Consider the following 25,603-nt stretch of genomic DNA (forward strand, 5'->3'; position numbering starts at 1 on the left):
ACAGGCCGCCTTCGCCACCGCCCCGGTCATTGACCGGGACGCAGTACGGGCTGATCTGGATACGACGATCGATGACGAGCTACGCGATCCCTTCGACGGGACCGGCCTGTGATCCGGAGTGAGCGAGGCGGTCTTCCCTTACCTCACGATCACTCCCTCCAGTTCTTGAGTCACGTGGTTGACGTTCGCTGAGACGAGCCCCGCCTCTGTTGATCGCGACGATCTTCGGTTCGGTCAGCTGGTCGATGACGGACTCGATGCCTTCGCGCCCGATGCCGGATCGCTTGAAGCCGCCGAAGGGCATGGCGTCGATCCGGAAGTCCGAGCTGGAGTTGATCAGCACCGCGCCGGCGGTGAGCGCGTCCGCGATGGCCAAGGCCCGGTCCACGTCGTGGGTGAACACCCCGGCCTGCAGACCGGTGTCGACGGCGTTCGCCGAGACGACGGCCTCGTGCAGGTCGGAGAACGGATCGATCAGCACCGCTGGTCCGAAGACCTCGTCGACGCGGATCCGTGCGTCGCCCGGCACGTCGGTGAGCACCGCGGGTGTCACGAAGCTCCCCTTGCGGGCGCCGCCGGTGTGGAGGGTCGCTCCGGCGGCGACGGCCTCATCGATCCATGCCGCGACGCGCTGGGCTTCGGCCTCGGTGACCAGCGGGCCGACGTCGGTGGCCGGGTCATGTTTGGTGCCGACGACGAGGGCGGCGGTGGCGCGTACGACCCTCTCCAGCACTTCGGGGTAGAGGTCCTCTTCGACGAAGACCCGCTGCACCGAAAGGCAGTTCTGGCCCGCGACCCCGAACGCGCCGTCGACGACGGCGGCGGCGACGGCGGCCGGGTCGGCGTCCGCGCAGGCGATCAGGGCATTGTTGCCGCCGAGTTCCATGATGAGTTTGCGGGCGGGTCCGCCTTGCGCGATGCGGTCGGCGGTACGCGGCCCGCCGGTGAAGGACACCACGTCCACCAGCGGGTCGGCCACCAGCGCCTGCCCGGCGTTGACGCCGGGCACGGCGGCCAGGTATTCGCCGGGTACCCCGTTGTCCAGGAACAGCTCGACGAGTGCGAGCGCGGTCAGCGGGGTCGCCGGGGCGGGCTTGAGCACCACGGCGTTGCCGGCGAGCAGCGCCGGTCCGAGCTTGTGCGCGACCAGGTTGAGCGGGTCGTTGAACGGGGTGATGGTGGCGACGACGCCGACCGGTTCACGGGTGTACCAGCCGGTCCATCCCAGGCCGCGTGGGGTGTTGTCGAACGGGACGGTGCGACCGGTGAGCGCCGCCGCGGCCTGGCTGGTGAGCCGGAGTGTCTCGATCGCGCGCCCGACTTCGGCGCGGGCCTCGGTGATGGTCTTGCAGCCCTCGGTGGCGATGATCGTGGCGAACCGGTCCGCCGACGCGGCGAGGGCGGCCGCCGTACCCTCGATGGCGGCACGTCGTTCCCATAGCGGCCAGGCCAGACGGCGATGTCCCCGGGACACATAGGCGACGGCGCGCCGGACCTCGGTATCCGTAGCGTCCATCACGGTCCCCACGTACGCCCCGTCTTCCGGGTCGTGCACGGACATCCGCTGATCACCGTCGCGCCAGGCGCCTTCCCAGAAGCCGCCGGCCGGTGGCTGCCAAACCTGTCTGCTGTGCGAAACCTGCGGGCTCATCGGTTGGGGGACTCCTCGCTCGCCAGTGTCGGTCGCGCTGTTTCCCAGTGGTGGCACCGCACCTGGTGTCCCGGGGCGATCTCCCGCAGTTCCGGTGCCGCCGACCGGCATTCGGGTGTCGCCAGTGGGCATCGAGGGTGGAAGCGGCATCCGCTGGGCGGGTGGATGGGTGAGGGCGGCTCGCCGGTGACGGTGGCCGGGGGCTGTTTACCGGTGGTCGTCGCGGCTCCGGCGGCGAGCAGCGCGAGGGTATAGGGGTGGCAGGAGCGCTCGTAGATCTCGTCGCGATCGGCGATCTCCACGATCTGCCCGAGGTACATCACCGCGACACGGTCGCCGAGGTACCGCACCACCCGTAGGTCATGCGAGATCACGATCATGGCGAGCCCGTGTTCGCCCTGGAGCCTGCGCAGCAGGTTGAGAATCCGCGCCTGTACGGAGGCGTCGAGCGCGGAGGTCGGTTCGTCGCAGATCAGCAATTTCGGTCTGAGCAGCAGCGCGCGGGCGATGACCACCCGTTGGAGCTGTCCGCCGGAGCATTCGCCCGGATAGCGGTGCAGGTAGCTGTCGTCGAGCCCCACCTCCGCGAGCGCATGGGAGACCGCTTGCGCGCGTTCCTCCTTGCCGCCGATGCGATGCTGCGCGAGTACGGCCGTCAGGCTGGCACCCAGTGTCATGCGGGGGTCCATCGCGGCATGCGGATCCTGGAAGATCAGTTGGGCGGTACGGGCGAGCTGCTTGCGTGGCGGTCGCGGGCCGAGGCCGTCGATCGACACCTGCCCGGAGGTCGTGGGGGTCAGACCGAGGATGACCCTGGCCAGGGTGCTCTTGCCGGAGCCCGACTCGCCCACCAGCCCGAACACCTCGCCGGCGTTGATACGGAGGTTGATCCCGTCGAGGGAGTGCACGTGCTCGCGGCGGCGCAGGCCCTGGCGGGGGAGGGGGAAATGTTTGACCGCGTCGTCGACGACCAGCAGCTGGCTGCTCATGCGGGCTCCTTGACCTGGGTGGGCATGCCGATCCAGCACCTCGTGGCATGACTCTGCGTCGCCAGGGCCGGCTCGGCGGCGGCGCACTGGTGCTCGATGTGGGCGTCGTGGGTGGCGGTGCAGCGGGGACGGAACCGGCAGCCGGAGGTGATCCGCAGGGCCGAGTCGGCATGGCCGGGGATGGAGCACAGCTCACCCGAGGGGCCGGGCCGCAGCAGGGAACACTCGATCAGCGCGCGGGTGTAGGGGTGCTGCGGTGCGGTGAGGACCTCGCCGGCCGGTCCCTGCTCGACGATCCGGCCGGCGTACATGACCGCGATCCGGTCGGCGATCGAGGAGACGACCCCGAGGTCGTGCGAGATGAACAGGATCGACATGCCGAGCTCGGCCTTCTTGGCGGCGAGCAGCCGCAGGATCTGTGCCTCCACGGTGACGTCCAGCGCGGTGGTCGGCTCGTCGGCGATGAGCAGGCGGGGCTGCCCGGCCAACGCGGCGGCGATCATCACCCGCTGCGCGAGGCCACCGGAGAGCTGGTGGGCGTAGGAGCGGGCGCGCCGCTCCGGCTCGGGGACGCCGACGTCCCGCAGCAGTTCGATGGTCGCCTGGCGGGCCGCGGCCCGGTTCATGCCCCGGAATCGGCGCAGCGGCTCGGCGACCTGGGCGCCCACCGTGGAGGTCGGGTCGAGCATGTGCTTGGGCTGCTGGAACAGCATTCCGATGCGTCCGCCGCGGATCTGGTCCATGCTCCGATCGGTCGCGCGCAGGAGGTCGACGTCGTCGAGGGTCAGCACGTCGGCGCCGGCGGTGAGCGGCCGGGGCAGCAGGCGCACCAGTGACATCGCGGTCAGGCTCTTGCCGGAGCCCGATTCGCCGACGAGGGCGAGGACCTCGCTTTCGCCCATGGTCAGCGATACGCCGTCGACGATCTTCTCCGCCGGACGGGGGCCGGTGTGGACGGCGAGGTTCTCGACGGTGAGCAGTTCCGCCACGAGGTTCTCCTTCGCGTGGTGGGGTCAGACCCGGGGAGCCGGGCTGTTGTCGCGATGGTCCCGCAGCGTGATCATCGCGTCGCCGAAATGCCGGTTGAGCGCGTCGAACAAGGCGGCGTGGTCGCCGGAGGTGAGCAGCTTGAGCAACTGCTCGTGCTCCTCGACGAGATCCGTACGGCCCTTGTAGGTGGTCACGAGCAGGTTCAGCCCGAGCCGGGTCTGGTCGGCCAGTGAGGCGTACATCGCCGACAGCCGCTCACTCCGGGCGGCGTCCACGATGGCCTGGTGGAAGCCGAGGTCGGCGGCGGAGACCCGCTGCCAGTCCTGGCGCGCCACGGCCAGCGCCATGAGCCGCACCGCCTGTTCGAGGGTGGCGATCAGCGCCGCCGGCGTGCCCCGGGCGGTCAGCCGCTCCATCGCCGCGCGTTCGATGGCCGCCCGCGCGAAATAGAGATCCTCCAGGTCGTCGTCGGTCAGGACCCGGACCGTGATGCCCTTGTGCGGCGAGGCGACCAGCAACCCCTCCTGCGCCAGTCGTTGCAGCGCCTCGCGGACCGGGCCACGGCTGGTGGCGAACCCCGCGGCGATCTCCACCTCGTTCATCTGACTGCCGGGAGGGTACCCGCCGCTGATGATCCGTTCCCTGATCTGGGACGTCACCACGGCGGAGAGGGTGCGCTTGGGAACGTGCGGTTCGGCCCTGCGTCTGGGTTCGCTCACGAATTGCTCCTTCGCGATCTTTGGTGTACCGGCCTGTTCACCCACGCTGGTTCCTCCTGGCGTTGAGGCCTTGGCCGATGAGTGTGACGCTCAACGCCGTCACGAAGATGGCCAGGCCAGGGTAGATGATCAAGCCTGGCGTCTTCGTCAGGTACGGCTGCGCGGTCGCGAGCATGGACCCCCAGTCCGCGTCCGGTGGCTGGATGCCGAGACCGAGGTAGGACAGGGCGCCCACGGTGATCAGTTTGTGCCCGAACCGGACCGCGGTGTGCGCCAGCAGCGGGCTCAGCGCGTTCGGCAGGATGTGCCGGAACATGATGAACGACGAGGAGCAGCCCAGCGCCCGCGCGGCTTCGATGTAGTCGTGGGAGCCGATCTCGAGGGCGACGCTGCGGGCCAGCCGGGCGAACGGGGTCCAGCCGCCGATGACCAGGGCCAGGATCAGGGTGCCGTAGTTCGTGCCCAGGACGGCCACGAGGAACAACGCGACGATGATCTCGGGAAAGGCCAGCAGCACATCGGTGAGCCGCATGACGAACTCGTCGAACTTACCGCCCCGCCGCGCGCAGACGATGCCGACCAGAGTGCCGCTCACCGCGCAGATCAGCAGAGTGATGGCGGCGATCGACACCGAGAACCGGCCACCGTCCATCAGTCGGCTCAGCACGTCCCTTCCGAGGTGGTCGCTGCCGAGCGGATGTGTGGCGCCGCTCGGCGCCAGCCGGTCGGCCAGGTTCTGGGCCGCGGGGTCGTGCGGCATGATCCACGGGGTCAGGATGAGCGTGATCAGGATGAGCCCGAAGAGCGTGGCTCCGACAAGGAGACTGGGCGGCCAGGTCCGCAGCCCGGCCCGGCCGCGCCCGCGCTCCGCACCGGTCGCCGGGGCGTCGTTCGGCGCCTTGCTGGTGAGATGATCGTCAAGCAGAGACATGCGCGGCCCTCACCGTGGGATTGATGAGTGTGTACCCCATATCGGTCAGCGTCGTGATGAGGACGGCCAACCCGACCAGGCTGATGACTCCGGCCTGGATGGTGGGAATGTCGTTGTTGATGACCGACTCGTACAGCAGGCGGCCCATGCCGGGGATCGAGAAGATCACCTCGACCACCACCGAGCCGCCGAGCAGGCCCGCCAGCCACACCGAGAACAAGGTGATCACCGGCAGCAGCGCGTTGCGTAGGCCATGCCGGATCATCGTCGCGCCGAACGTCAGTCCGCGCGCTCGGGCGGCGGTGATGTGGGGCGATTCCAGCACGTCGATCATCGATGCCCTGGTCACCTGGGTGAAGTAGCTCATCGGGCGCAGCGCGAGAGTGAGGCAGGGCAGGACCAGCGACTCCGGACCCCGCCACCCCGCCGACGGCAGCGCGCCGAGCTGGAGCGCGAAGACCAGGATCAGCACCGGCGCCAGCCAGTACTCCGGGATCGCGACGAACCCCTGGGTGATCGAGGTGATGGCGGTGTCGGTGGGTCTGCCGCGCTTGACCGCGGCCAGCGAGCCGAACAACAGCGCGGCCACCAGTGCGATCAGCAGTGAGGTGATGGCGAGAACGGTCGTCACCCCCAGCGCGCTGCCGATCATCTCGGTGACCGGGGAACGTCTGGTGTAGGACAGGCCGAGATCTCCGCGCAGCGCCTTGACGAGCCAATCCCAGAACTGCGTCAGCAGCGGCCGGTCGAGGCCGTACGAGCGACGTAGGTTCTCCAGCGTGACCGGGTCGACGTTGAGGTCGCTCACCCGGCCGCGCAGGATCTTCCGCACGGGATCGCCCGGCGTGAGGTAGGGGATCAGGAAGACCACGAATGACGCGATCACCAGCGTGCCGACGAGTACGGCCAGCCGTCTGATCAAGAAGAACATCGTATGTCTGCCCTTTCCATAGCCGTCCCCGATGGAGGTTGGTCAGCGGACGAGGTCGAGGAACTTGAAGTAGGCGCCTACCGGCGGCAGGAACCACGGCGGGCCGAAGTGTCCGGGAACGGCGCGGAACGGGAGGTCGTGCCACGGGTTGGCGGCCGGTTCCCCGCCCAGCACCTGGGCCAGCACTTTGCCCATGTGCGTGGCCATCTGCACGCCGTGGCCGCTGTAGCCGACGGAGTAGAACAGGCCGTCACGTTCCCCGGCGTGCACCATCTGGTCCATCGACATGTCCACCAGGCCGCCCCAGCAGTAGTCGACGCGAGCGCCGGCCAGTTGCGGGAAGACCGTCGCCATCGCGCGGCGCAGGATTCGGCCGCTCTTGATGTCGGAAGCGGGCGCCGACAGCGCGAACCGGGCGCGTCCGCCGAAGAGCAGCCGGTTGTCAGGAGTGATCCGGAAGTAGTAGATCAGGTTCTTGCTGTCGGAGGCGACGCGGCGGTGCGGCAGCAGTTCGTCCACGACGCTGTCGTCGAGCGGTTCGGTGACGATGATGAAGCTGCCGATCGGCACGATCCGTCGACGTAGCCACGGGGTCAGGCCGCCGGTGTAGCCGCTGGTGGCGATCACCACTTGGTCGCCGCGTACGGTGCCGAGTTCGGTGTGCACGTCGTGCTGGTAGCCGGAGCGCCGGGTCAGCCCGGTGACCCGGCACTCCTCGTGGATGGACACGCCGTTCGTCGACACGGCCGCCGCCAGTCCGGCCGTCAGCTGGCCCACGTGGACGCCCGCGCCGAGGGGATCGACCATCGCGCCGTGGTAGTGGTCACTGCCGATCTCCTCACGGATGCGCGCGGGCGGTACGAGCCGCACATCCTGCCCGGCCAGCTCGCGCATCAGCGCGGCCGAGGCCTGGAAGCCCTGGTAGTGCGCGGGTTTGCTGGCCAGCGTCAGCCGCCCGGTCCGGCTGAAGGAGCAGTCGATCCCCTCACTTGTCACGACGTCTTCGAGTGTGTCGATCGCGTCGTTGTAGCTGCGGAACATCGCGGTGGCGCGCGCCGTTCCGTAGCGTTTCACCCCGGCGCCGAAGGAGATCGCCAGTCCCGGTGTGGCCATTCCGCCGTTGCGGCCGGAGGCGCCCCAGCCGACGGTGTGCTCCTCCAGCAGCGCGACCTGCGCGCCCTGACGGGACAGATGCAAGGCGGTCGACAGGCCGGTGAGACCTGCGCCCACGACGACGACGTCCGCGTGTGCCGGTGGTTCGGTGCGGCGGAAGTCGCCGGCCGGCTTGGCGGTGTCGAGCCAGTAGGAAACGAGCTTCACGTGTCCTCCCAGTCGTGGGGCTATATGCCGAGCAGCGGCGGGACGCCGGTGAGATCGGAGGTCTCGGCGTATTCGTAGAAGGGGACGGACGGGTCGTAGCCGCGATTGACGTAGACCTTGTGCTTGATCCGCAGTTCGTGCGCCGGGATGAGGTCGTACCAGATGTGCGAGGACACGTGCAGGATCTCCTGCGGCTCCACGTCCAGTTGGTCGAGCATGTACTCGAAAGCCGCGTATCGCGGTTTGTACGCGCGGGCCTGCTCGGCGGTGAACACCCGGTGGAACGGCGCGCCGAGCTGCCTGACGTTGTTCTCCAGCATGCCGTCGGTGGCGTTGGACAGGATGACCAGCGGGTAGGCCGACGCGAGCTTGCCGAGCGCTTCCGGCACATCGGGGTGCGGCCCCCACGAGCCGACCGCGGCGATGATCGTGTCCACGTCGGACTGCCGGAACTGGATGCGCCACCGGTTGCAGGCCCGCTGCCAGGAATCCCGCAGGACCTCGGGGTAGAGCTTGAACGGCCCGAGCACCTCGTCCATCCGATAGGCGCGGAAGTCCTTCAGGAAGGTGGGGACATCCTCAGGTGCGACGCGGTCCTCGATCAGCGGGAGCACGGTCGGCGTCATCTGGAAGCTGGTGAGCGTTCCGTAGCAGTCGAAAGTTATGTATTTCGGGGTGAAGCCCAGCAAGTCCATGTAATTCCCTCCGTTACTGCTTGGCGACGGTCACGGCGGTGGTGATCGCGTATCGAGCGAGCGGGTCGTCGGTGAAACCCTTCACACCGGCGCGGTACGCGGCCAATGTCTGCTCGTGCACTCCGAAGACGGTGACCGCGTTCTCTTCGAGGTAGCGCGCGACCTCGGCGTAGACGGCGTTGCGCTCGGTGGCGTCGGCCAGGGCGTTCGCCGAGGCGATCTTCTTGTCGATGGCCGGGTCGCAGAAGTGGCTGATGTTGAAGCCGCCGTCACAGGTGTAGTCCGAGGACAGGAAGCCGTTGGGGTCGGCGATGTCGACCAGGTGGTTGCGTGACAGCAGCGTGAGGTCGTAGTCGCCGGACAGGAGCTGGGGTTCGATCCCGGCGTAGTCGCTGCTCTTCACCTTGACCTCGATGCCGATCGCCTTGAGGTTGGCCTGGATCACGGTGGCGAGGTCGGCGAACTCGGGCCGTTCGGTGTAGGCCAGCAGCGTCAGCTTGAGCTTGCCAGGGGCGTACCCGGCCTCGGCGAGCAGCGCCTTGGCCTGGTCGAGGTTCTGCGCCACGGGCCGCATGCCCTTGGGCGCCCACGGCTCGGTGGGCGAGAACGGGCCGATCGCGGGTTCGGCGCCGTTGTTGTAGACGCTCTTGGCGATGGCGTTGAGGTCGAGGGCGGCCTGCACGGCCTTGCGCAGCGCGGCCTTGTTGAACGGGGCACGTGAGTTGTTGAAGTACAGGCCGGTCGTGCGCGGCGTGAACGTCTCGCTGACCACGAGATCCTTGTCGCTCTTCAGCGCGGCCACGCTGGTGGCCGGGATGCCCAGCGCGATCTGGGATTCTCCGGTCTGGACCTGGGTCGCCCGGGTCGCGCCTTCGGCGATGAACCTGGCCTCGACCTTGGCCAGCGGGACCTGCCCACCCCAGTAGGTCGTGTTGCGCTCCATCGAGATCGACTGACCGGTGGCCTCGGAAACCGGCTTGTAGGGCCCTGTGCAGTGCCCGATCGGCTTGATGCCCGAGGAGGTGTAGGCGGCCGGCGCCAGAATGCCGGTGTTGGCGCTGGCCAGCCGGAACGGCAGCAGGGCGCTCGGTTTGGGGGTGGTGATCCGGACGGTCGAGCCGTCGAGTGCGGTGATCGACGAGACGACCGTCTTGTTGAACGCCCGCGGCGGCGCCTCGACCGCGAGCACGTGCTTCAGCCCCTGAACGACGGCGTCGGCCGTCAGGCCGGTGCCGTCCTGGAACTTGACGTTCTCGCGCAGCGTGAAATCCCACGTGGTGGGGTTGCTCTGCGTCCACTTCGTGGCCAGGAGCGGCTTGAGCGCGCCGGCCTTGTTGTCATAGGTGAGCAGGGTTTCCAGGCAACCGATCTGGCTGAGCAGCAGGGCGTCGTCGGTTTCAAGGGCGTAGTTGGAGCGTGGGGAGAACTGGAGGCTGATCACCACGTTCTGGTCCGCGCCGGCCGTGGAGTCGTTGTTTTCGAAGGTGCCGCACGCGGTCAGCGTGAGCAGGGCCGAGCAGATCAGAGCAGAGGGGCGAAGGGGGAGTGATCGTTTCATGGCATCCGCCTGGAGAAAGGTAAGGGCGGGTAACGAGTTCGAAGCCGCAATGCTCCGGGGTGGCTGGTAGGAGAGCCGCGTCGTTGCTGACCATCTGGGGGTCTCAGTCGCGAAACGGGGCGCCCCGTTCCCTGAACGATGCCGCATATCATCTGCCAGCCTCTAGGCGTTGTCAACAACCCTCTCTTTCGCATTGATTGTTGACAACGTACTTGGCAGGTGATCTGGTTCTTGCAATGAATCCCCAGGTCCCGGCTGGGAGAAGCTCGATGTGCGACACCGGGAGACACGTCCCGACACATTCGCGAGCCATCGTTAACAACATGTTTACGTGCCATCCCCAGCCCTCAGCAAACCATTGACGAGAGGAGAGGTGCATCGTAATGTTTCACGTGAAATATCACGAAGACGACGGGAAAGCTTGATCACGATGAGCAACGAACATCCGGCCCCGGAAAACGATCACGAGCACGGCCATGGACACGGACACGGGCATGGCCACGGACATGGACACGGAGACGATGACGGGCACCGTGGCGGCGGCCTGCTGGCCAAGCTGAAGCACTTCGTGGTGCCTCATTCTCACGACGCCAATGAAGCCATCCAGTCGGCCGAAGAGACGAGCGGTGAGGGCATTCGCACCGCGTGGATCGGCCTGGCCGGGATGATGGCCACCGCGATCCTGCAGATGGCCATCGTGGCGATCTCCGGCTCGATCGCTCTACTGGCTGACACGCTGCACAACCTCGGGCATGCGGTCACCACGATTCCCCTGGTCATCGCCTTCCGGATCGGGCGCCGCGTCGCGAGCAACCGCTACAGCTACGGCTACCGGCGCGCCGAGGACCTGGCCGGAGTGCTGATCTCCCTGGTGATCGCCGCCTCGGTGGGGTTGATCATCTGGGAGTCGGTCGACGCGCTGATCAACCCGCATCCCTTGACCAACCTGGGCTGGGTGTTCGCCGCCGGGATCGTCGGCGCGGCCGGCAACGAGATCGTGGCCGTCTATCGAATCCGTACCGGTCGCAAGATCGGGTCCGCCGCCTTGATCGCCGAGGGGCAGCATGCCCGGGCGGACGGGCTCACCTCGATCGCCGTGGTGGTCGGCGTGGTCGGCGTGTGGTTCGGTCTCGAGCGGGCGGACGCGATCGTCGGACTGATCATCGGAGTGGTGATCATGGGGATTCTGATCAGTTCCATGCGGACGGTGTTCCGCCGGCTGATGGACGGCATCGAACCCGGTGTCATCGAGGCGATGACCATGACCGCCGCCTCGGTCGAGGGCGTCGTGGCGGTGGACCGGATCAGGGCCCGCTGGAGCGGGCACCGCATGGAAGCCGACGCCGACATCGCCGTCGCGGTCACCCTCACCGTCGTGGAAGGACACCGCGTCGCCGACCAGGTCGAGCACGCGCTGCTGCACGCCCATCCACACCTGGAATCGGTCGTGGTGCACCTGCACCCGGTCGTCGACGGCAAGAGACCGGAGGACCTGCACGAACTCTCCGGTCACCACGCCAGCGCCGAAGCGCGCGCGGCCTACCGGGCGAAGCAGGCCGCGAGTCTGTAGTGCTTCGCCGGCTCACTCTCCCACCGCCAGAACTGGAGCTCCGCCATGGCCACCGATGCCGGATTCCACGTCCGTGAGCTGACCGCAGAGGACATCCCGAGCGCGCGCACCCTCATGCTGCGCATCGTCGCCGAGGACTTCGGCGACCCCTACGACCCCATCGTCCATGCCGACATCGATGACATGACGGCGTGGTATCTCGCACCGGACGGGCCGTTCATGCTGGTCGCGCAGGATGCGGAGACCGGTGTCCTGCTCGGGACCGCCGGCATCCGCGGGGGCGCGCTCAAGGAAGGTCTCAGCCCGCCGCATCTCGTCGAAAGGTACCGAGACGGCCACACCGGCCAGCTCGTCCGCGTCTACGTCCCGCGGGAACACCGCCGCCGCGGCGTCGCACGCGTGCTGATCGATCAGGTGCTCGACCGGGCACGGTGCGAAGGGCATTACCGGACCATCGCGCTGCACACCTTCCCGCACTCGCCCGGCGCGCTGCCGTTCTGGCTGTCCATGGGCGCGGTGGTGGTCGAGGACGACACGGCCGGTGTGTCCCGAGCACTGTTCATGGAGATTCCCGTGACCACCCACGACATCGAACTCACACGTACTGAGAGGAACACGCGATCATGACCAAGCGACGCGACGTCTTCATCTTCGTTTCGGAGCCGGGCAAGACCGAGCAGGCACAGGACTACCTCGGCGAGTTTCTGCGCTCCCTGGACGGCCACCCCGGTTATCTGGGCGGGTCGGTGCTCAAGGAGTGCGCCGGAGAGCTGCTGCCGGGCACGTTGGTGCTGCTGCTCGACTTCGAATCCACCGAGGCCGCCCGCGCCCTGTGGCCCAAGATCGAGAACACCGTCAACCCGCTGTACCCCGATGACAAGAGCGACAAGTCACCGGATCAGGGAGCGGCCTTCTTCGCGAACGGCGGCGCTTCGCCGCTGACGTTCTCTCGCGGCAACGGCCTGCTCGCCCGGATGCTGCACGTCCACGCGGCCGCCGTGGACGAGTTCGCCACCGTCTGATTCCCGTGAGGAACGAAGGGATAAGAGCGAAGGGATGAGTATGCCTAGCCCGCTGTGGCATCCGCAGACATACATGCCCACTGCTTGCCAGGAACGTCTGGTGATCGCCTCCGGCGACGGCGCCTGGGTGACCACCGAGGACGGACAGCGGCTGCTCGACCTGCCGGCCGGGCTCTGGCACGCCAACATCGGACACGGGCGCGCCCGGATCGCCGATGCGGCCGCGGCGCAGATCCGCACCCTGGAGACCTACCATCTGTTCGGCGCGCACGCCAACCGTCCAGCCCTGGACCTGGCAGAACGGCTGGCGGGCCTGCTGCCCATCGCGGATCCGAGGATCTTTCTGACCTCCGGGGGCTCGGACTCCATCGACGCCGCCTGCAAACTGGCCCGGCGATACTGGCAGGTGGTCGGGAGGCCGGACAAGAAGGTGATCCTCAGCCGTGACGGGGCCTATCACGGACTGCACGGATTCGGGACCTCGATCGCCGGACTGGATTTCAACCGCGACGGCTACGGCACCGAGTCGCTCATCCCGGAGACCGCCCGCGTACCACGGAGCGATCTGGCGGAGACGGCCGCCGTGATCGAGCGGATCGGCGCCGACGCCATCGCCGCGATCGTCGCCGAGCCGGTCATCGGCACCGGCGGGGTGCATGCGCCGCCGGAGGGTTACCTGTCCGGACTGCGCGAACTGGCCCGCCAGAACGACATCCTCTTCATCGCCGACGAAGTGATCACCGGTTTCGGCCGTACCGGCGAGTGGTTCGCGTGCCGGCGCTGGGACATCGAACCCGACATGATCGTCCTGGCCAAGGGAATCACCTCCGGCTACCTCCCGCTCGGCGCCGTCGGAATCGCGCCGCACGTGGCCGAACCGTTCTTCACCGGCGCCGAGGCCCCGATCTTCCGGCACGGACTCACCTACTCGGGCCACGCCACCGCCTGTGCCGTTGCCCTCGAAAACCTGGACATTCTTCACGAGGAGCAGCTCGTGGCCAGGGCTGCCGAGCTGGCACCCGTGCTGGCTCAAGCCCTGGCGCCGCTCGTGGACTCGCCCTCGGTCCAAGAGGTGCGCACGGTCGGGCTGATGGCCGGTGTCGAGCTGAAGCCCGAGGTGGACGCCGCCAAGGTCGTGCTCGGCGCCCGGGAGAACGGAGTGCTGACCCGTCTGCTCGCCGGCAACACCCTGCACATCTGCCCGCCATTCGTGATCACCGCCGAGGAGATCGAGTACGCGGCCGGCGTGCTCGCCGGGCAACTCCACGATTCCGCGACGGTGAGCGCGTGAGCGGCTATGACGCCGACGTGGCGGTCGTCGGCCTGGGCGCCATCGGGGCGATGGCCGCCTGGCGGCTGGCCGAGCGCGGACACTCGGTCACCGGCTACGAACGGTTCGGCATCGGCCACGACCGCGGGGCCTCCTCAGGGCAGACGCGGCGGTTCTCGGTGCAGAGCCAGCGCGAACCGCGCATGACCCCGCTCGCGCTGGAAGCACTCGGCCTGTGGCGCGCCCTGGAGCGGGCGACAGGCCGTCACCTCCTGCACACCGTCGGCGGTGTCATCCTCGGCCCGTCGGACACACCCGCACTTGTGGCCGCGCACAAGTCGGCGCTGTCGGCCGGGCTCGACCACGAATGGCTGGACAGCGCGGAACTCAGAACCCGCTACCCGCAGCACCGCGTGTGCCCGGCCGACGCCGGCGTCACCGACCCGCACGCGGGATTCCTCCGGCCGGAGCTGTCGGTGGTCACGGCGGCACGACACGCCGGAACACTCGGCGCGACCCTGTTCGACCACACCCGCGTCCTGGCCATCGAACCGGACGACGACGGTGTCGTCCTGCGTACGGTGCATGGGACGCGGCGCTACGGGCACGTCGTCCTCGCCCCGGGGGCACGAGCCCGCGACCTGGTCCCCTTGGCGGGAGCGACCGTGCTTCCGCGGCGGGTGGCGCAGGCCTGGTACGTGCCCGAGAACATCGACCAGTATCGGCCGGACGTCTGCGGCGTCTTCGAACGCGTCGGAGACGTCAACGCCTACGGATTTCCCACCGTCGACGGCGCCACCGTGAAGATCGGCGTCTACACCGCCGGCCACCCCATCGTGTACGACACCGAGAACCCATCTCTGACCGTCGGCCCCGCGCTGCTACGCCGCCTCCGAGACACGGTCGCCGAGTTCTTCCCCGGCCTGCATCCCGACCCGGTGGCCACCACAGTCGGCCTCGAGGGCTACACCACGGACGGCCAGCCCCTGCTCGGACCGGCACCCGACTCGTCCAGGATCATCCTGGCCTGCGGATTTTCCGGCTCCGGCTTCAAGTTCGCCCCCGTGTTCGGAGACATCATCGCGGACCTGGTCATCGAGGGGCGAACCACCCGTGATGTCGGCTTCCTCGCACCGAGCCGCTCACTGGCGCCATGGCCGCCGGACGCTCTGACCCCGGCATGATCGATGCCGGTTAGTGATGTATCACTAGACGTATCATCGTCATGTGGCAGGCATGACAACGGCTAAGGCTCGCAGCGCGACCGACAACGCGTACGAGCATGTCAAACACCTCATCCTCACCGGCCAGCTCGCGCCCGGCGCCGAACTGCACGAGGCCGCCCTCACCGAGAGCACCGGTTTCGGCCGCTCGCCGGTGCGCGAGGCGCTGCGCCGGCTCGTACAGCAAGGATTCGTCGAGGTACTTCCACGACAGGGCTACCGCGTCACCGTCGTGACACTGGCCAGCGTCCAGGATCTGTTCGAGATGCGGCTGCTGCTGGAACCGGCCGCGGTCGAACTGGCCGCCATGCGCGCCCCGCAGGCGGAGCTCGAAGCCCTGCACGAACTCGCCCACGAGACCTACACACACGACGACACCCGTAGCTACCAGCAGTTCCTTCAGGACAACCGGGAATTCCACGTACGCATCGCCCGCGCCAGCGGCAACGAACGGCTCGCCAACACCCTGCAGGTGTTGCTGGAGGAAATGCAGCGCCTGTTCTTCATCAGCCTCGGCGACCGCGACCACGCCTCGGAAATGATGCACGAGCACCACGACCTGCACGACGCCCTCCTCGCTCGTGACGCGGCGCGAGCCCGCCAGATCGTGGTCGATCAGATCGAGGCGAGCCGCAAGCGTGTGCTGGAAGGCCTCATCACCGCCGGCGGCCGGTCGACCCGGGCGGCGAGCGGCGTCGTCCTGGCCGATGTCTCCTCGCGCATATCTCGCTGACATCCTCCTGCCCGGTGGTGGTACGTTGTGTTCGGTCTTTCCCGATATGAGGAGGTGTGCCCGATGACCACGTATCAGCCCGTCCGGGCACTCCTGGCCGTCGCCTTCGTCTGACTGCGCCCCAGGAGTGTCCGTCACTCGACCACTCCTGAGCGAAGGAACATGACAGTCAAGCCTTTTCGGATCTCCGTGTCCGATGACGTTCTGCACGACCTGCGAGCCAGGCTCGCCCGTACCCTCTTCACCACGCCGTCCGACAGTGTCTACTGGGCCGCGGGAACCGATCCCGATTACCTGCGTGAGCTGGTCGCCTACTGGGCGGACGGATTCGACTGGCGCCGCGCCGAGGCGGCGCTCAACACCCATCCGCAGTTCGTCGCCGAGGTCGGCGGACGCCCGGTGCACTTCGTCCACGTGCGGGGGCGGCGCGCGGAGGGCGCGCCCGCGCCTCTGCCGCTGATCCTCACTCACGGCTGGCCGAGCAGCTTCGTGGAGATGCTGCCGCTCGTCGGGCGGCTGACCGACCCGGCACGGTACGGCGGTGACCCGGCCGACGCCTTCGACGTGGTCATCCCCTCCCTGCCCGGTTTCCTGTACTCGGCGTTGCCCGAGGGCGGGTTCACCCGCAGGCGCGTGGCGGAGATCTGGCACGCCCTCATGACCGAAACGCTCGGGTACGCGCGCTTCGGTGCCTTCGGCGGCGACATCGGCGGCGGGGTGACGCAGTGGCTCGGCGCCCTGTATCCCGGCGAGGTCGCCGGAGTGCACATCACCTCAGCCGTGGTGACCACCGACTTCGGAGAGCAGCCGGCGACGGCCGAGGAGCAGGCGTTCCTCGACGCCCTCGACGCCTACGACCTGAAGGACCAGGGCTACAGCGAGATCATGTGGACGCGGCCGGACACGATCGCCGCCGCCCTCATCGACTCGCCGGCGGGGCTGCTGGCCTGGATCATCGACAAGTATCGTGACTGGAGCGACTGCGACGGCGATCTGGAGACCCGCTGGGACAAGGACACTCTCCTGACCGTCGCCACGCTCTACTGGGCGACCCGCACCATCGGATCGTCCTTCCGGCAGTATTACGACTACCCGATGAACAAGCCCGTCCCACCCATCATGGTGCCCGCGGCCGTCACTCTGAGCAACGAGCCCGCGCTCGTGAACCTGCCCAGGAGCATGGTCGAGCGGGTGTGCCGTGACCTGCGTCATTGGCACACGCCGGAACGTGGCGGCCACTTCATGGCCCATGAGGAGCCCCAACAGGTGGCGGAGGACCTGCGCTCCTTCTTCGCCCCTCTCAGATAAACGAACACCATGAAACCGTCCCTTGCCCGCGGAAACCTCGCAGGCAAGGGACGCTCGTCTAAGGCACCTGCGGTCTCACGGACGCGGCGATCGGTTCGAGGTCGAGAATCGCGCTCGCGCCGCGAAGAAGTTCGGCACGCAGATCGTCCACCGGTACGTCCGCGAGGTGGCTGATGGGGTCGGTGGCCGCGGCGAACGCCTGGGCCGCGCGTACGCGCTGTCGCCAGTCGGGATCGGGGCCGGTGAGCAGCTCGATGGCCCGGTTCACCACAGCCACCATCCTCGACATGACCTCGGTCGTCTCGTCGCCGTAGACCGAGGCGTCGCGCAGGAGCAGCGTCATCGTTTCGCGATGGGCGAGTATGACGTCCAGGCAGCCGCCGAGTACGTGCTGCCTGATCTCCGCCTGAGACGAGCGGGAAGCCGCGTCGGCGATCGTCGCCTCGAGCTGGTCGATCGGCGGGCTCACCAGGCTCGCCAGGATCTCGCTCTTGCTGCGGAAATGGTGATAGAGCGAGGGCTTGGTGATGCCGACCCGTTCCGCGATGTCGCGCATGGAGGCCGCGCGGTAGGTCTGCGTGGTGAACAGCTCCCGAGCCGTCTCGATGATGCGACTTCGGGTGTCGCCCGACTCGATACGAGGCAACTGTGGTCCTCCGGGTTCGGTGATTCGATCCGTGACAACCTATCAGCCTACCTATCGGTCGGTTGACAAATCCACGCGGCGCTACGGAAGGGCTTCGTACAGCGCCTCGATCAGGCCGCGGACCCGGAAATCGCCCCCTTCCAGCAGTTCGGAGCCGCGGTTGGGGACGTAGGCGAAGGCCAGGCCGCGCTCGGGGTCGGCGAAGGCGAACGAGCCGCTGGCGCCGCTGTGCCCGAACAGCCCGGCGATCTTCTCCGGCACGGGCCACATCGGGCCGCCGGGCAGCGCGAACCCGAGCCCCCACGACGTCCGCACCCGCAGGATCTCGTCGATGCCGTCGCCGTAGGAGTGCCGGACCTGGTCCACGAGCTGAGGGCTGAGGAGCCGAACGCCGTCCACCTCGCCGATCAACGCGGCGTAGTAGCGCGCCAGCGATGGGGCGGAGGCGACACCGTCCATGGACGGGCTCTCCACCTGGTAGGTGCTCGGGTCGTTCGTGGCGTCCCACCCGATGGCGATGCTGCCGAACATCGAGCGGTACGTCAGCGTGGTGGGATCGTTCAGAGCGTGGACCATGTCGGCCAGCTCAGGCAGCTCCATGCCCAGCATGACCTGTTCGGTGTCGGGGACCACCATGGTGGCCATCCGCGGTAGCTCGCTGTCGGGCACGCGGATGTAGCAGTCGAGGCCGCCGAGCGGTGCGCCGATCTCGCGGGCGAAGAACTCGCTCAACCTCATCCCGGACACCCGCCGGACGATTTCACCGGCCAGGTGGCCGAAGGTCACGCCGTGATAGCCGTGCGCGGTGCCGGGTGGCCATTCGGGTGCGGCGGCGGCCAGGGTGTCCGTGATCGGCGTCCAGTCCCGAAGGTCTTCCCAGGTGATCGGTCTGGCCTCCATCGAGGTCAGTCCCGCGCGGTGGCTGAGCAGCACCCGAACGGTGATCTGGCCCTTGCCGTTCTGGGCGAACTCCGGCCAGTACGCTGCCACCGGAGCGTCCAGGTCCACCTGACCCCGCTCGACCAGGAGCAGCAGGGCTCCCGCCGCGAAGGTCTTGGTGGTCGAGGCCAGGGCCGCGATCGTGTCGCGCTCCCATGGCCGCCGGGTGCCGAGGTCGGCTAAGCCGCCCCACAGGTCCACGACCTGCGCTCCGTGTTGGTAGATGGTCAGCCCGGCGCCCACCTCGGCGTCCTGGGCGAAATTGCGCTGAAGGGCGGCCATCACCGGCTCGAAGCCGTTGGCGACTGTCCCGTGAACCTCGGTGACGTCCATGCTGCTCCTGTTCACCCCACTCGACCGACCGGTAGGTCGGCTCACGGGACGGCAGCCTATCTACCGGTCGGTCGGGTAGCAACCTGGTCAAGGAAAAGAAACGTCGCGTAGCCGGTACGCCCGGCTCCCCGTCGGTCGTGCTGCCGGCGAAGTCTTCGACAAGGCGGCCCACCGACAGAGCGGGCGTTTCACCTAGAACTGGTGTCGCTCCGTTAGCGAGAAGATCCGTGTGCTCGCGGAGCCTCCGGATCACACCGAACGTCAGCAGCAGATTGAGCACCGTGAGTTCGGTGACGAGGACAATACTCGCGACGAGTCCTGACATAGGTCCACTCCTTTCGCCATGGCCGGGCACCGCAACCCTAAGAACCACGGCGATAGGCGACGCATACGTACTCGTGTATCGGTCCGATCGGCAGCGTCATGCTCGGCTGGATAGTGCCAAGGGCCGAGGCGGCGGCGTACGCTCCGCCCCCGGAATGGATCGGGTGCTGCGACTTTCAGATCTGCCGCTTCCGGAGCGGGAGCGGCGTGATCGCGTGCGCCCAATGCCTGGACCCGCGCTGTCGATGACCAGGTGGCCGGACCACAGATGCCCCCGCGCCCATGGTGGGCGCGGGGGAGTCGCGCTTCTCAGCCGCGGGTCAGACCCGGAACGGCAGGTTGGTTCGCTCGCGCGGTGGACTCGCGCAATGGGACGAGCGCGATCCGCGCGGGTCAGTGGGTGGACGGCGACGGGGCGAAGGGCTGGATGTCCCCGCGGCAGCGCGTGATCTTCGGCGCCGGGGCCAGCGGATGGATCAGGTAGTCGTACACCGCGTTGTCGACGCACGCGGACGTCAGCAGAGCCGTGTGGCCCCAGCCGTCGCTGGAGACCAGGCGGCTGCTCGGCAGCAGTCGCGCCACGCTCACCGCGCTGTCGTGGCTGGTGACCGGATCCCACTTGTTGCCGATCACCAGGACGGGCGCGGCGGTGTCGCGCCGTGCGGATCGTCGTAGTCCAGGGGGAGCTCCGCGGTGGCGCATTGGGCGGTCTTCCGGCACGTCGTCCAGCGCAGGACGGGTGTGGGCACCTGGTCCACCCGGCGGGCCTCGGCGGGACTCGTACGGTCGGCACCGGTCGCGGTGGGGGTCGAAGCGGCGGCCGCGTCTCCTGACCGGCCGGGTGTGCAGGCGAGGCCGGTCAGGGCCACGGACAGGAGGATCGGCGTCACGATGAGGCGGGGACCGCGTCGGGTCCGGGTCTGCTCTGGCGCGCCTGTGCGGGGTGAAGCTGTTGTCATGCCGACCATCGTTCGGCAGCGGCGCCGCCTGGTCACCGGCGTGTGCCAGAGAGTTGGGGGTGGGGTCTGCCCCACCCCCTCCGGGTGGTCAGCGGGTGATCAGGGGTCGCCGTCGCCCCAGCGTGGTTCGTCGAGGAGCCGGAGGTCTGATGGGCCGATCGTGGCGGTGGCCAGCAGCGCGGTGATCAGGTTGTGGTTGAGCGTGTTGCCCAGCGGCGCCGGGATCTCCTCCTCCAAGAGTCCGGGCACCTCGGCGCTGAGCCGCTTGCGCGTCTGGGAGACGATGTGGGCGGCCCGTTTCCCGGTCCACCCCTCTCCGGGCCTGAGGCGACCGAGCTCGTCGGCGATCTGTGCCCAGGTCAGCGGCTGCGGCCAGGGCTCGGGCCGCAGGTATCGCTGGCCCAGGCAGACCAGGACCAGGCGTTCGACGGGGCTCAGGCGCCACTTGGGCGGGTCGCGGGTGTCGGCCTCATGGCGGTTCGCCGTGGCCGGGCTCGGTGGTGTCATGACGATCCGTACTTCGAGCAGGTGTTCTTGCTCAGGGGCGACGATGAACAGCGGCGTGTGCCCCACCGGCAACGCCGCCCGGTGTCCGGTGAGCACCAGCCGCGAGCCTGGAAGGCGGATGGGGAGGGTGCCGAGGTTGTACAGGATCCACTGCCCGTGCTGGTAGGTGATGTATCCGTGCTGTCGGCTGACGTACGGGTCGTTGGGGCCGACGCAGACATGGACATCCGGCTCGCAACGCCCGAACACCACATCGAACCCGGCGTCCGGCGCGACGCGTATCCCGCCGTTGGTTCCTCGGACGTACAGCGTGCCGGGCACGGCAGGAGGAAGGCCGTCGGCGAGGGTTCCGGACTCCTTCGGCAGGATGTCCACTTTGCTCAGGGGTCTGCGCATCGTCTCCGCCATCTCCACACGCCTCCGGGAGTCACGGTAGCCGCCGACTCTCGGGAGGGGTCCCGGCGGCCTTGACAGAAGGATGTTCGGGAAGAGTTACTGATTAGTAAGCTTGTGGTAGATCCATTCTGTAGCATCACAATTACCGCATGCCAAACTTCACGCCGCTCATGCCCGGGGATCCCCAGAAGCTGGGTGGCCTGGAGCTCCTCGGCAAGTTGGGCGAAGGCGGGCAGGGCGTCGTCTACCTTGCCGGGACCCCTATGGGTGCGCGCATGGCGATCAAGTGGCTGCGGCATGAGCAGTCTGACGACGAGGACAGCGTCAAGCGGTTCCTGCGCGAGGCGGAGGTCGCCCGGCGGGTGGCGCCGTTCTGCACCGCCACTGTCCTCAGCACGGGCGTCGAGCAGGGCCGGCCGTACATCATGAGCGAGTACGTCGAGGGCCGCTCCCTGGAGCGGATCGTCAGGGACGACGGCCCGCTCACCGGCGGAAACCTGGAGCGGCTCGCCATCGGCACCGCCACCGCGCTTGCCGCGATCCACGAGGCGAACGTGGTGCACCGGGACTTCAAACCCGGCAACGTCATCATGGGCGCCGGTGGGCCGCGCGTGATCGACTTCGGCATCGCGCGCACGCTGAGCCCAGCCACGATGACGAGCAGCACGCAGATCGGGACGCCTGCCTACATGTCGCCCGAGCAGATCATGGGGCAGGGGCTCGGACCCGCGACCGACATGTTCTCCTGGGCCGCCACGATGGTCTTCGCGTCGTGCGGGCGAGCGCCGTTCGGCAGCGACGGGACGCACGCCGTGATGAGCAGGGTGCTCAGGAACCCGCCCGATCTGGGCTCGCTCGGTGGACGGCTACGTGAGCTGGTGCAGCAGTGCCTCGCCAAGGACCCGGCGCAGCGGCCGACGGCCAAGCAGGTGATCCTGCGCCTGCTGCGGAACGCGGAGCCCGACTCCGACCCCCTCGTGGAGGGAACCAAACAGGCCGCTCCGCATGCGGACCGCACCAGGCCGTCGCGCAGGCCGATCCTCATCGGCGCGGGGGCGCTGATCGTGGCGGTCGTCGTGGTGGCCGGGGTGGTCGTGCCCGGGTGGCTGCGGAAGCCCACGCCCCCGCCGGAACTCGTGGCCACATCGTCGAAGGGGGCGACTCCGGCCCCGGCCACCCCCGTCAAGACCACGCTGCCCGGCGGCTCGATCACGCTCTACGAGCTCCCGTCCGACCCGGTCACGCTGACGGCGTACGAGGTCGATGACCAGAAAAATGATGACGACATCGACTATGCCCGGCAATCGCTGCGGGGCACGTTCGACAAGTATCCGGGCAACGTGGAGTCGCTGGTTTCGCCCAACGGCCGGTATCTCGCGGGAAGGCCGTACGGATATACCTCGGACGGCTACGACTCGATCCTTCTCTCCGACAGGCCGGCCGGCTCCAGCTTCCGGGTCAAGACCGTACGCAAGCCGCTGGACACCGCTCTCCGTTCCTGGTCGAAGGACAGCTCGAAGGTCCTCCTCAACGTCAACAAGAAGATCAAGAACAAGGAAGGCAAGGACGCCTGGATCACCGTGGGTTTCGCGATCATCAACGTGGCCGAGAGCAAGGTCAGTGTGATCAATGTGGCCGACGACTCGATCCGGGACAGCGACTTCGGCTGGGACGGCAGAGAAGAAGGCGTGGTCATCGTCTACGGCAAGGACGAGGGGCTGCGCTTCTTCGACGCCGCCGGCAAGCCCACGCGGGACATATCGGGTGTCGGGCCGCTGGCGTCCGGGACCCGCGACATCTTCTCGCCCTCAGGAAAGACGTTCGTGACCGACTGCCCGGGCGGCGGCGACGGCGATCACTGCCTCTGGGACGCCGGCACCGGCCATCAGGTCCGCAAGTTCTCCTCCGACTGCGACAAGGTGCTCGGCTGGTACGACGAGTCGCGGCTCTACTGCTGGGAGTTGGACAACGCGACCAACGACGAGGTCCGCGTCATGGGGTTCGACGGCAAGCTGACGCGCAGGCTGTTGGAGGCGCCGGACAAGCTGGACGTCTCCCCGTACTTCACGGCCACTCCCGCCCGTTCTTGAATCACCGCCCTCCGCCCAGGACGCGCATGGTCGCGACGACGTCCGGCTCTTGGTTGAAGTAGTGGAAGCCGAAGCGGATCCGGTCGCTCAGGGCGGTGGCCCGCACGCCGTGCTCACGCAGCCGCAGGGCGACGTGGTCGGCCCGGTCGGTATGGAGCACGACGATGTGGGATCCCGGTCCGTCCGTCACCCTCCGCAGGCCGATCGCCCGCGCCTGGTCGGTCAGCCGCCCCGCGAGCCCGAGGCAGTGCCGTTCGACCTGATCGGCGTCGAGCGAGGTGAGCAGTTCGAGTGCGGCCTTGGCGCCGATCCAGGAGAACCAGGCCGGTGAGGCGTCGGCTCTCCTGGCATCCTGCGCGAGGTTCGCGGGACCCCCGAAGTACTGGTACGGCGGGTTTGTCGACTTCCATCCCGGCACGAGGGGCTTCAGTTCGCTGAGGCGGTCGGGCCTGGTGACGAGCCAGGCGGCGCCTCGCGGGCACAGCAGCCATTTGTAGCCGTGCACGGCGAAGTAGTCGGGACGGATCCCGGCCGCGTCGAAACGCAGCACACCCAGTGACTGGGTCAGGTTGACGAACAGCCGCGCGCCCACCCGGTCGGTCGCGGCTCGCAAGGCCGCGAGGTCCAACCGCTGCCCCTCCCGGCTGGTCACCTCGCTCACCGCGAGGAGAGAGACGCGCTCGTCCAGCGCCTTGATCAGGTCCTCCACCCGCGTCGTGCCGCCCCGAGCCGGTACGGTGACCACCTCGTGCCGCGCGGACCAGGGGAACAGGTTGCTCTGGAACTCTTCGGCAGGTACCACGATCCGGCCCGGCGGCAGCGACGCCGCCACCGTGGCCGCGGCTTCACCGAGCGAGCCCAGCGTCGACACCGTCGCGGGAGCCACACCGGTCAGTCGCGCGAACAGGACGCGAGCCTGCTCAGCGGCCCCGTCCCAGTCGAGCCAGTCGAACTCGCCAGACGACCAGGCCGCCAGCGTTTCCCGCATCGCCTCCACCACCGGCCGCGCGCCGGGTGGGGCGCCGGGCGTGTCGAGCCAGACCGTCGAACGGAGTGCGGGGAAGAGCTCCCGGAACCGGGCCGAGGTGATCGGGCGGGAGATCACCGGCGCGGCACCGCGGCCATGCCCTCGATCTCGACCGTCAGCTCAGGAGCGGCCAGCGCGGCCACCACCGCGAGTGAGTGTGCGGGCCAGTCACCCTCTGGGTACCACCTGGCGAACACGGCCTCTCTGGCGGCACGGTACCCCTCGAGATGCTCGGCGCCCGAGACCAGTGTCAGCAGCTTCACCAGCTGCTCAGGCCCCGCGTCCATGGACTCCAGCAGCCGCTCGATGTTGGCCAAGGCCTGCCGCGTCTGCGACTCCGCGTCCGGGCCGGACAGAGCGCCGTCCTCCAGCGTACCGACCTGGCCGGAGATGAACACCAGCTCGTGATCAGCCGGTACGGCGGCCAGGTGGCTGTACTGGCCGATCGGCGGCGCGAGATTGACCGGGTTCCAGCGGCGGATCATCGGTTACTCCTTCGTACGGATCGCAGGCACACGTTAGGAGAGCGCGGTCGAGATTTTCAGCCGTCCGTTGGCGGGATTTCAGATAATCGAAAAATCACTTCATTCTTGTGCACAAGGCCGAGCTCAAGCCGCACAGTAGCGGTCGCCGGAAGCCGGAAGAAGGTGGCTGATGCCCGATTCGAACACGCAGACCGTACTGCACACGTTGGAGCGCGGTTTGACGCTGCTCGAAGCCGTGGCCACGGCCGACGGCACGGCGACGGCGAAGGTCCTGAGCCGCAAGCTCGACATCAAGATCGGCACGTGCTACCACCTGCTCCGCACACTGCTGGCCACCGGACATGTGGTCCGGTTGCCCGGCGGACGCTATGACGTGGGCCCGCGTGCGGCCTCGTTGAGCCGGCACCTCCAGCAGCGGTCAGGGCCGTCGCCCGAGCTGGCCGCGATCCTCACCAGACTGCACAACAAGACCCAGGAGACGTCCTACCTGTCCGGCTGGTATCACGGCACGCTCACCCTGCAGCACTACCTGTCCGGCCTGCATGCGGTGAGCGTGGGCAATCTCGACGTCGGCTACACCGGCCACATGCACGCGCGCGCCTCCTGCAAAGCCGTGCTCGCCTTCCTGCCCCACGAGCAGGTGGCCGCGATGTTCGACGGGGTGGAACTCGCGCCGGTCACCTCGCACACGATCACCGACTACGACAGGTTCGTCGCCGAGCTGGCGCGCGTGCGCAAGCAGGGGTACGCGCTGGACCTGGAGGAGTTCTGTGAGGGTGTGTCCTGCGTGGCCGCACCGTTCTACGACGCTTCCGGCTCGCCGTTCGGCGCGTTCACGGTGTCCGTGCCCGCGGACCGTTTCCGTGAGAGGCGGCTGTGGTTGACCACGGAAGTACGCGAAGCCGCTTCGATAGCGACCGGTTTGCTGCGCACCGGCCGACTGACAGTGCCACAGGCCGCGCGCGCCTGACTTTCGCCGATGCGGTG

The 25,603-nt window shown here is 68.2% G+C and carries 25 protein-coding genes; 9 read left to right on the forward strand and 16 right to left on the reverse strand.

Features of this window, described 5'->3' with window-relative positions; genetic code table 11:
* Window positions 1-79: 79 nt before the first annotated feature.
* The 9 genes from KLK06_RS02375 to KLK06_RS02415 are packed head-to-tail and all read right to left on the reverse strand — an operon-like array spanning window position 80 to window position 9,784.
* Entirely contained in the window at window positions 80-1,651 is a 1,572-nt protein-coding gene (locus tag KLK06_RS02375) for an aldehyde dehydrogenase family protein (RefSeq protein WP_214633570.1), read from the reverse strand.
* Window positions 1,648-2,640, reverse strand: a complete 993-nt coding sequence (locus KLK06_RS02380) for an ABC transporter ATP-binding protein (RefSeq protein ID WP_214633571.1) — start codon at window positions 2,638-2,640, stop codon at window positions 1,648-1,650. Before KLK06_RS02380 ends, KLK06_RS02375 begins: the two co-directional genes overlap by 4 nt.
* Window positions 2,637-3,629 carry an ABC transporter ATP-binding protein gene (locus KLK06_RS02385; protein WP_214633572.1) on the reverse strand — a complete coding sequence of 331 codons (993 nt, stop codon included), beginning with the start codon at window positions 3,627-3,629 and terminating at the stop codon, window positions 2,637-2,639. The genes KLK06_RS02380 and KLK06_RS02385 overlap by 4 nt, the downstream gene beginning before the upstream one ends.
* Window positions 3,630-3,653: 24 nt before the next feature.
* Complete coding sequence (locus tag KLK06_RS59470) at window positions 3,654-4,349, reverse strand: GntR family transcriptional regulator (protein WP_214633573.1); 696 nt, start codon at window positions 4,347-4,349, stop codon at window positions 3,654-3,656.
* 37 nt (window positions 4,350-4,386) lie between these two features.
* Window positions 4,387-5,280, reverse strand: coding sequence for an ABC transporter permease (locus tag KLK06_RS02395; RefSeq protein ID WP_214633574.1), 894 nt, complete (start codon window positions 5,278-5,280; stop codon window positions 4,387-4,389).
* A complete protein-coding gene (locus tag KLK06_RS02400) occupies window positions 5,267-6,202 on the reverse strand; it encodes an ABC transporter permease (protein WP_214633575.1) in 936 nt (311 codons plus the stop codon). Before KLK06_RS02400 ends, KLK06_RS02395 begins: the two co-directional genes overlap by 14 nt.
* Before the next feature lie 51 nt (window positions 6,203-6,253).
* Window positions 6,254-7,531, reverse strand: a complete 1,278-nt coding sequence (locus KLK06_RS02405; RefSeq protein ID WP_214633576.1) for an FAD-binding oxidoreductase — start codon at window positions 7,529-7,531, stop codon at window positions 6,254-6,256.
* A 20-nt stretch (window positions 7,532-7,551) separates the two neighbouring features.
* Complete coding sequence (locus tag KLK06_RS02410) at window positions 7,552-8,226, reverse strand: haloacid dehalogenase type II (protein WP_214633577.1); 675 nt, start codon at window positions 8,224-8,226, stop codon at window positions 7,552-7,554.
* 13 nt (window positions 8,227-8,239) lie between these two features.
* Window positions 8,240-9,784: an ABC transporter substrate-binding protein gene (locus tag KLK06_RS02415; protein WP_214633578.1), complete on the reverse strand. Its 1,545-nt coding sequence runs from the start codon at window positions 9,782-9,784 to the stop codon at window positions 8,240-8,242.
* A gap of 430 nt (window positions 9,785-10,214) precedes the next feature.
* Between KLK06_RS02415 and KLK06_RS02420 the strand changes: the two genes are divergently transcribed.
* The 7 genes from KLK06_RS02420 (at window position 10,215) to KLK06_RS02450 (ending at window position 16,910) form a co-directional block, all read left to right on the forward strand.
* Window positions 10,215-11,354 (forward strand): cation diffusion facilitator family transporter, encoded by a 1,140-nt coding sequence (locus KLK06_RS02420; RefSeq protein ID WP_214633579.1) that lies wholly within the window; start codon window positions 10,215-10,217, stop codon window positions 11,352-11,354.
* Window positions 11,355-11,399: 45 nt separating this feature from the next.
* Complete coding sequence (locus tag KLK06_RS02425; protein WP_214633580.1) at window positions 11,400-11,981, forward strand: GNAT family N-acetyltransferase; 582 nt, start codon at window positions 11,400-11,402, stop codon at window positions 11,979-11,981.
* Window positions 11,978-12,376: a hypothetical protein gene (locus KLK06_RS02430; RefSeq protein ID WP_214633581.1), complete on the forward strand. Its 399-nt coding sequence runs from the start codon at window positions 11,978-11,980 to the stop codon at window positions 12,374-12,376. Before KLK06_RS02425 ends, KLK06_RS02430 begins: the two co-directional genes overlap by 4 nt.
* Window positions 12,377-12,476: 100 nt before the next feature.
* Window positions 12,477-13,667 carry an aspartate aminotransferase family protein gene (locus KLK06_RS02435; RefSeq protein ID WP_214633582.1) on the forward strand — a complete coding sequence of 397 codons (1,191 nt, stop codon included), beginning with the start codon at window positions 12,477-12,479 and terminating at the stop codon, window positions 13,665-13,667.
* Window positions 13,664-14,830 carry an N-methyl-L-tryptophan oxidase gene (gene solA / locus KLK06_RS02440; protein WP_214633583.1) on the forward strand — a complete coding sequence of 389 codons (1,167 nt, stop codon included), beginning with the start codon at window positions 13,664-13,666 and terminating at the stop codon, window positions 14,828-14,830. The genes KLK06_RS02435 and solA overlap by 4 nt, the downstream gene beginning before the upstream one ends.
* A gap of 52 nt (window positions 14,831-14,882) precedes the next feature.
* Entirely contained in the window at window positions 14,883-15,602 is a 720-nt protein-coding gene (locus KLK06_RS02445) for a GntR family transcriptional regulator (protein WP_214633584.1), read from the forward strand.
* Window positions 15,603-15,764: 162 nt separating this feature from the next.
* Window positions 15,765-16,910 carry an epoxide hydrolase family protein gene (locus tag KLK06_RS02450; RefSeq protein ID WP_250904752.1) on the forward strand — a complete coding sequence of 382 codons (1,146 nt, stop codon included), beginning with the start codon at window positions 15,765-15,767 and terminating at the stop codon, window positions 16,908-16,910.
* A 58-nt stretch (window positions 16,911-16,968) separates the two neighbouring features.
* Here the strand turns inward: KLK06_RS02450 and KLK06_RS02455 are convergent, their stop codons facing one another.
* From KLK06_RS02455 to KLK06_RS02475, 5 genes are all read right to left on the reverse strand, one after another.
* Complete coding sequence (locus tag KLK06_RS02455; RefSeq protein ID WP_214633586.1) at window positions 16,969-17,556, reverse strand: TetR/AcrR family transcriptional regulator; 588 nt, start codon at window positions 17,554-17,556, stop codon at window positions 16,969-16,971.
* Window positions 17,557-17,637: 81 nt separating this feature from the next.
* A complete protein-coding gene (locus KLK06_RS02460; RefSeq protein WP_214633587.1) occupies window positions 17,638-18,828 on the reverse strand; it encodes a serine hydrolase domain-containing protein in 1,191 nt (396 codons plus the stop codon).
* Between the two features lie 717 nt (window positions 18,829-19,545).
* Complete coding sequence (locus tag KLK06_RS02465) at window positions 19,546-19,785, reverse strand: alpha/beta hydrolase (RefSeq protein ID WP_214633588.1); 240 nt, start codon at window positions 19,783-19,785, stop codon at window positions 19,546-19,548.
* Window positions 19,782-20,042 (reverse strand): hypothetical protein, encoded by a 261-nt coding sequence (locus KLK06_RS02470; protein WP_214633589.1) that lies wholly within the window; start codon window positions 20,040-20,042, stop codon window positions 19,782-19,784. The genes KLK06_RS02465 and KLK06_RS02470 overlap by 4 nt, the downstream gene beginning before the upstream one ends.
* Before the next feature lie 168 nt (window positions 20,043-20,210).
* On the reverse strand, window positions 20,211-21,014 hold the full coding sequence (locus KLK06_RS02475; RefSeq protein ID WP_214633590.1) for an FHA domain-containing protein: 804 nt from the start codon (window positions 21,012-21,014) through the stop codon (window positions 20,211-20,213).
* A gap of 149 nt (window positions 21,015-21,163) precedes the next feature.
* On the opposite strand from KLK06_RS02475, the gene KLK06_RS02480 reads away from it, so the two are divergent.
* Window positions 21,164-23,104 (forward strand): serine/threonine-protein kinase, encoded by a 1,941-nt coding sequence (locus KLK06_RS02480; RefSeq protein ID WP_214633591.1) that lies wholly within the window; start codon window positions 21,164-21,166, stop codon window positions 23,102-23,104.
* Window position 23,105: 1 nt separating this feature from the next.
* Here the strand turns inward: KLK06_RS02480 and KLK06_RS02485 are convergent, their stop codons facing one another.
* Both KLK06_RS02485 and KLK06_RS02490 read right to left on the reverse strand, forming a co-directional pair.
* Entirely contained in the window at window positions 23,106-24,209 is a 1,104-nt protein-coding gene (locus KLK06_RS02485; RefSeq protein WP_214633592.1) for an aminotransferase class V-fold PLP-dependent enzyme, read from the reverse strand.
* Window positions 24,206-24,616, reverse strand: coding sequence for a RidA family protein (locus KLK06_RS02490; RefSeq protein ID WP_214633593.1), 411 nt, complete (start codon window positions 24,614-24,616; stop codon window positions 24,206-24,208). The genes KLK06_RS02485 and KLK06_RS02490 overlap by 4 nt, the downstream gene beginning before the upstream one ends.
* Window positions 24,617-24,785: 169 nt before the next feature.
* Here KLK06_RS02490 and KLK06_RS02495 point away from each other — a divergent pair, with 169 nt between their 5' ends.
* The gene (locus KLK06_RS02495; RefSeq protein ID WP_214633594.1) at window positions 24,786-25,586 is read left to right on the forward strand and encodes an IclR family transcriptional regulator; all 801 of its coding nucleotides are present in this window, start codon (window positions 24,786-24,788) and stop codon (window positions 25,584-25,586) included.
* The last annotated feature ends 17 nt before the right edge of the window (window positions 25,587-25,603 follow it).

It is taken from the genome of Nonomuraea sp. NEAU-A123 (assembly GCF_018603905.1).
Lineage (GTDB): Bacteria > Actinomycetota > Actinomycetes > Streptosporangiales > Streptosporangiaceae > Nonomuraea.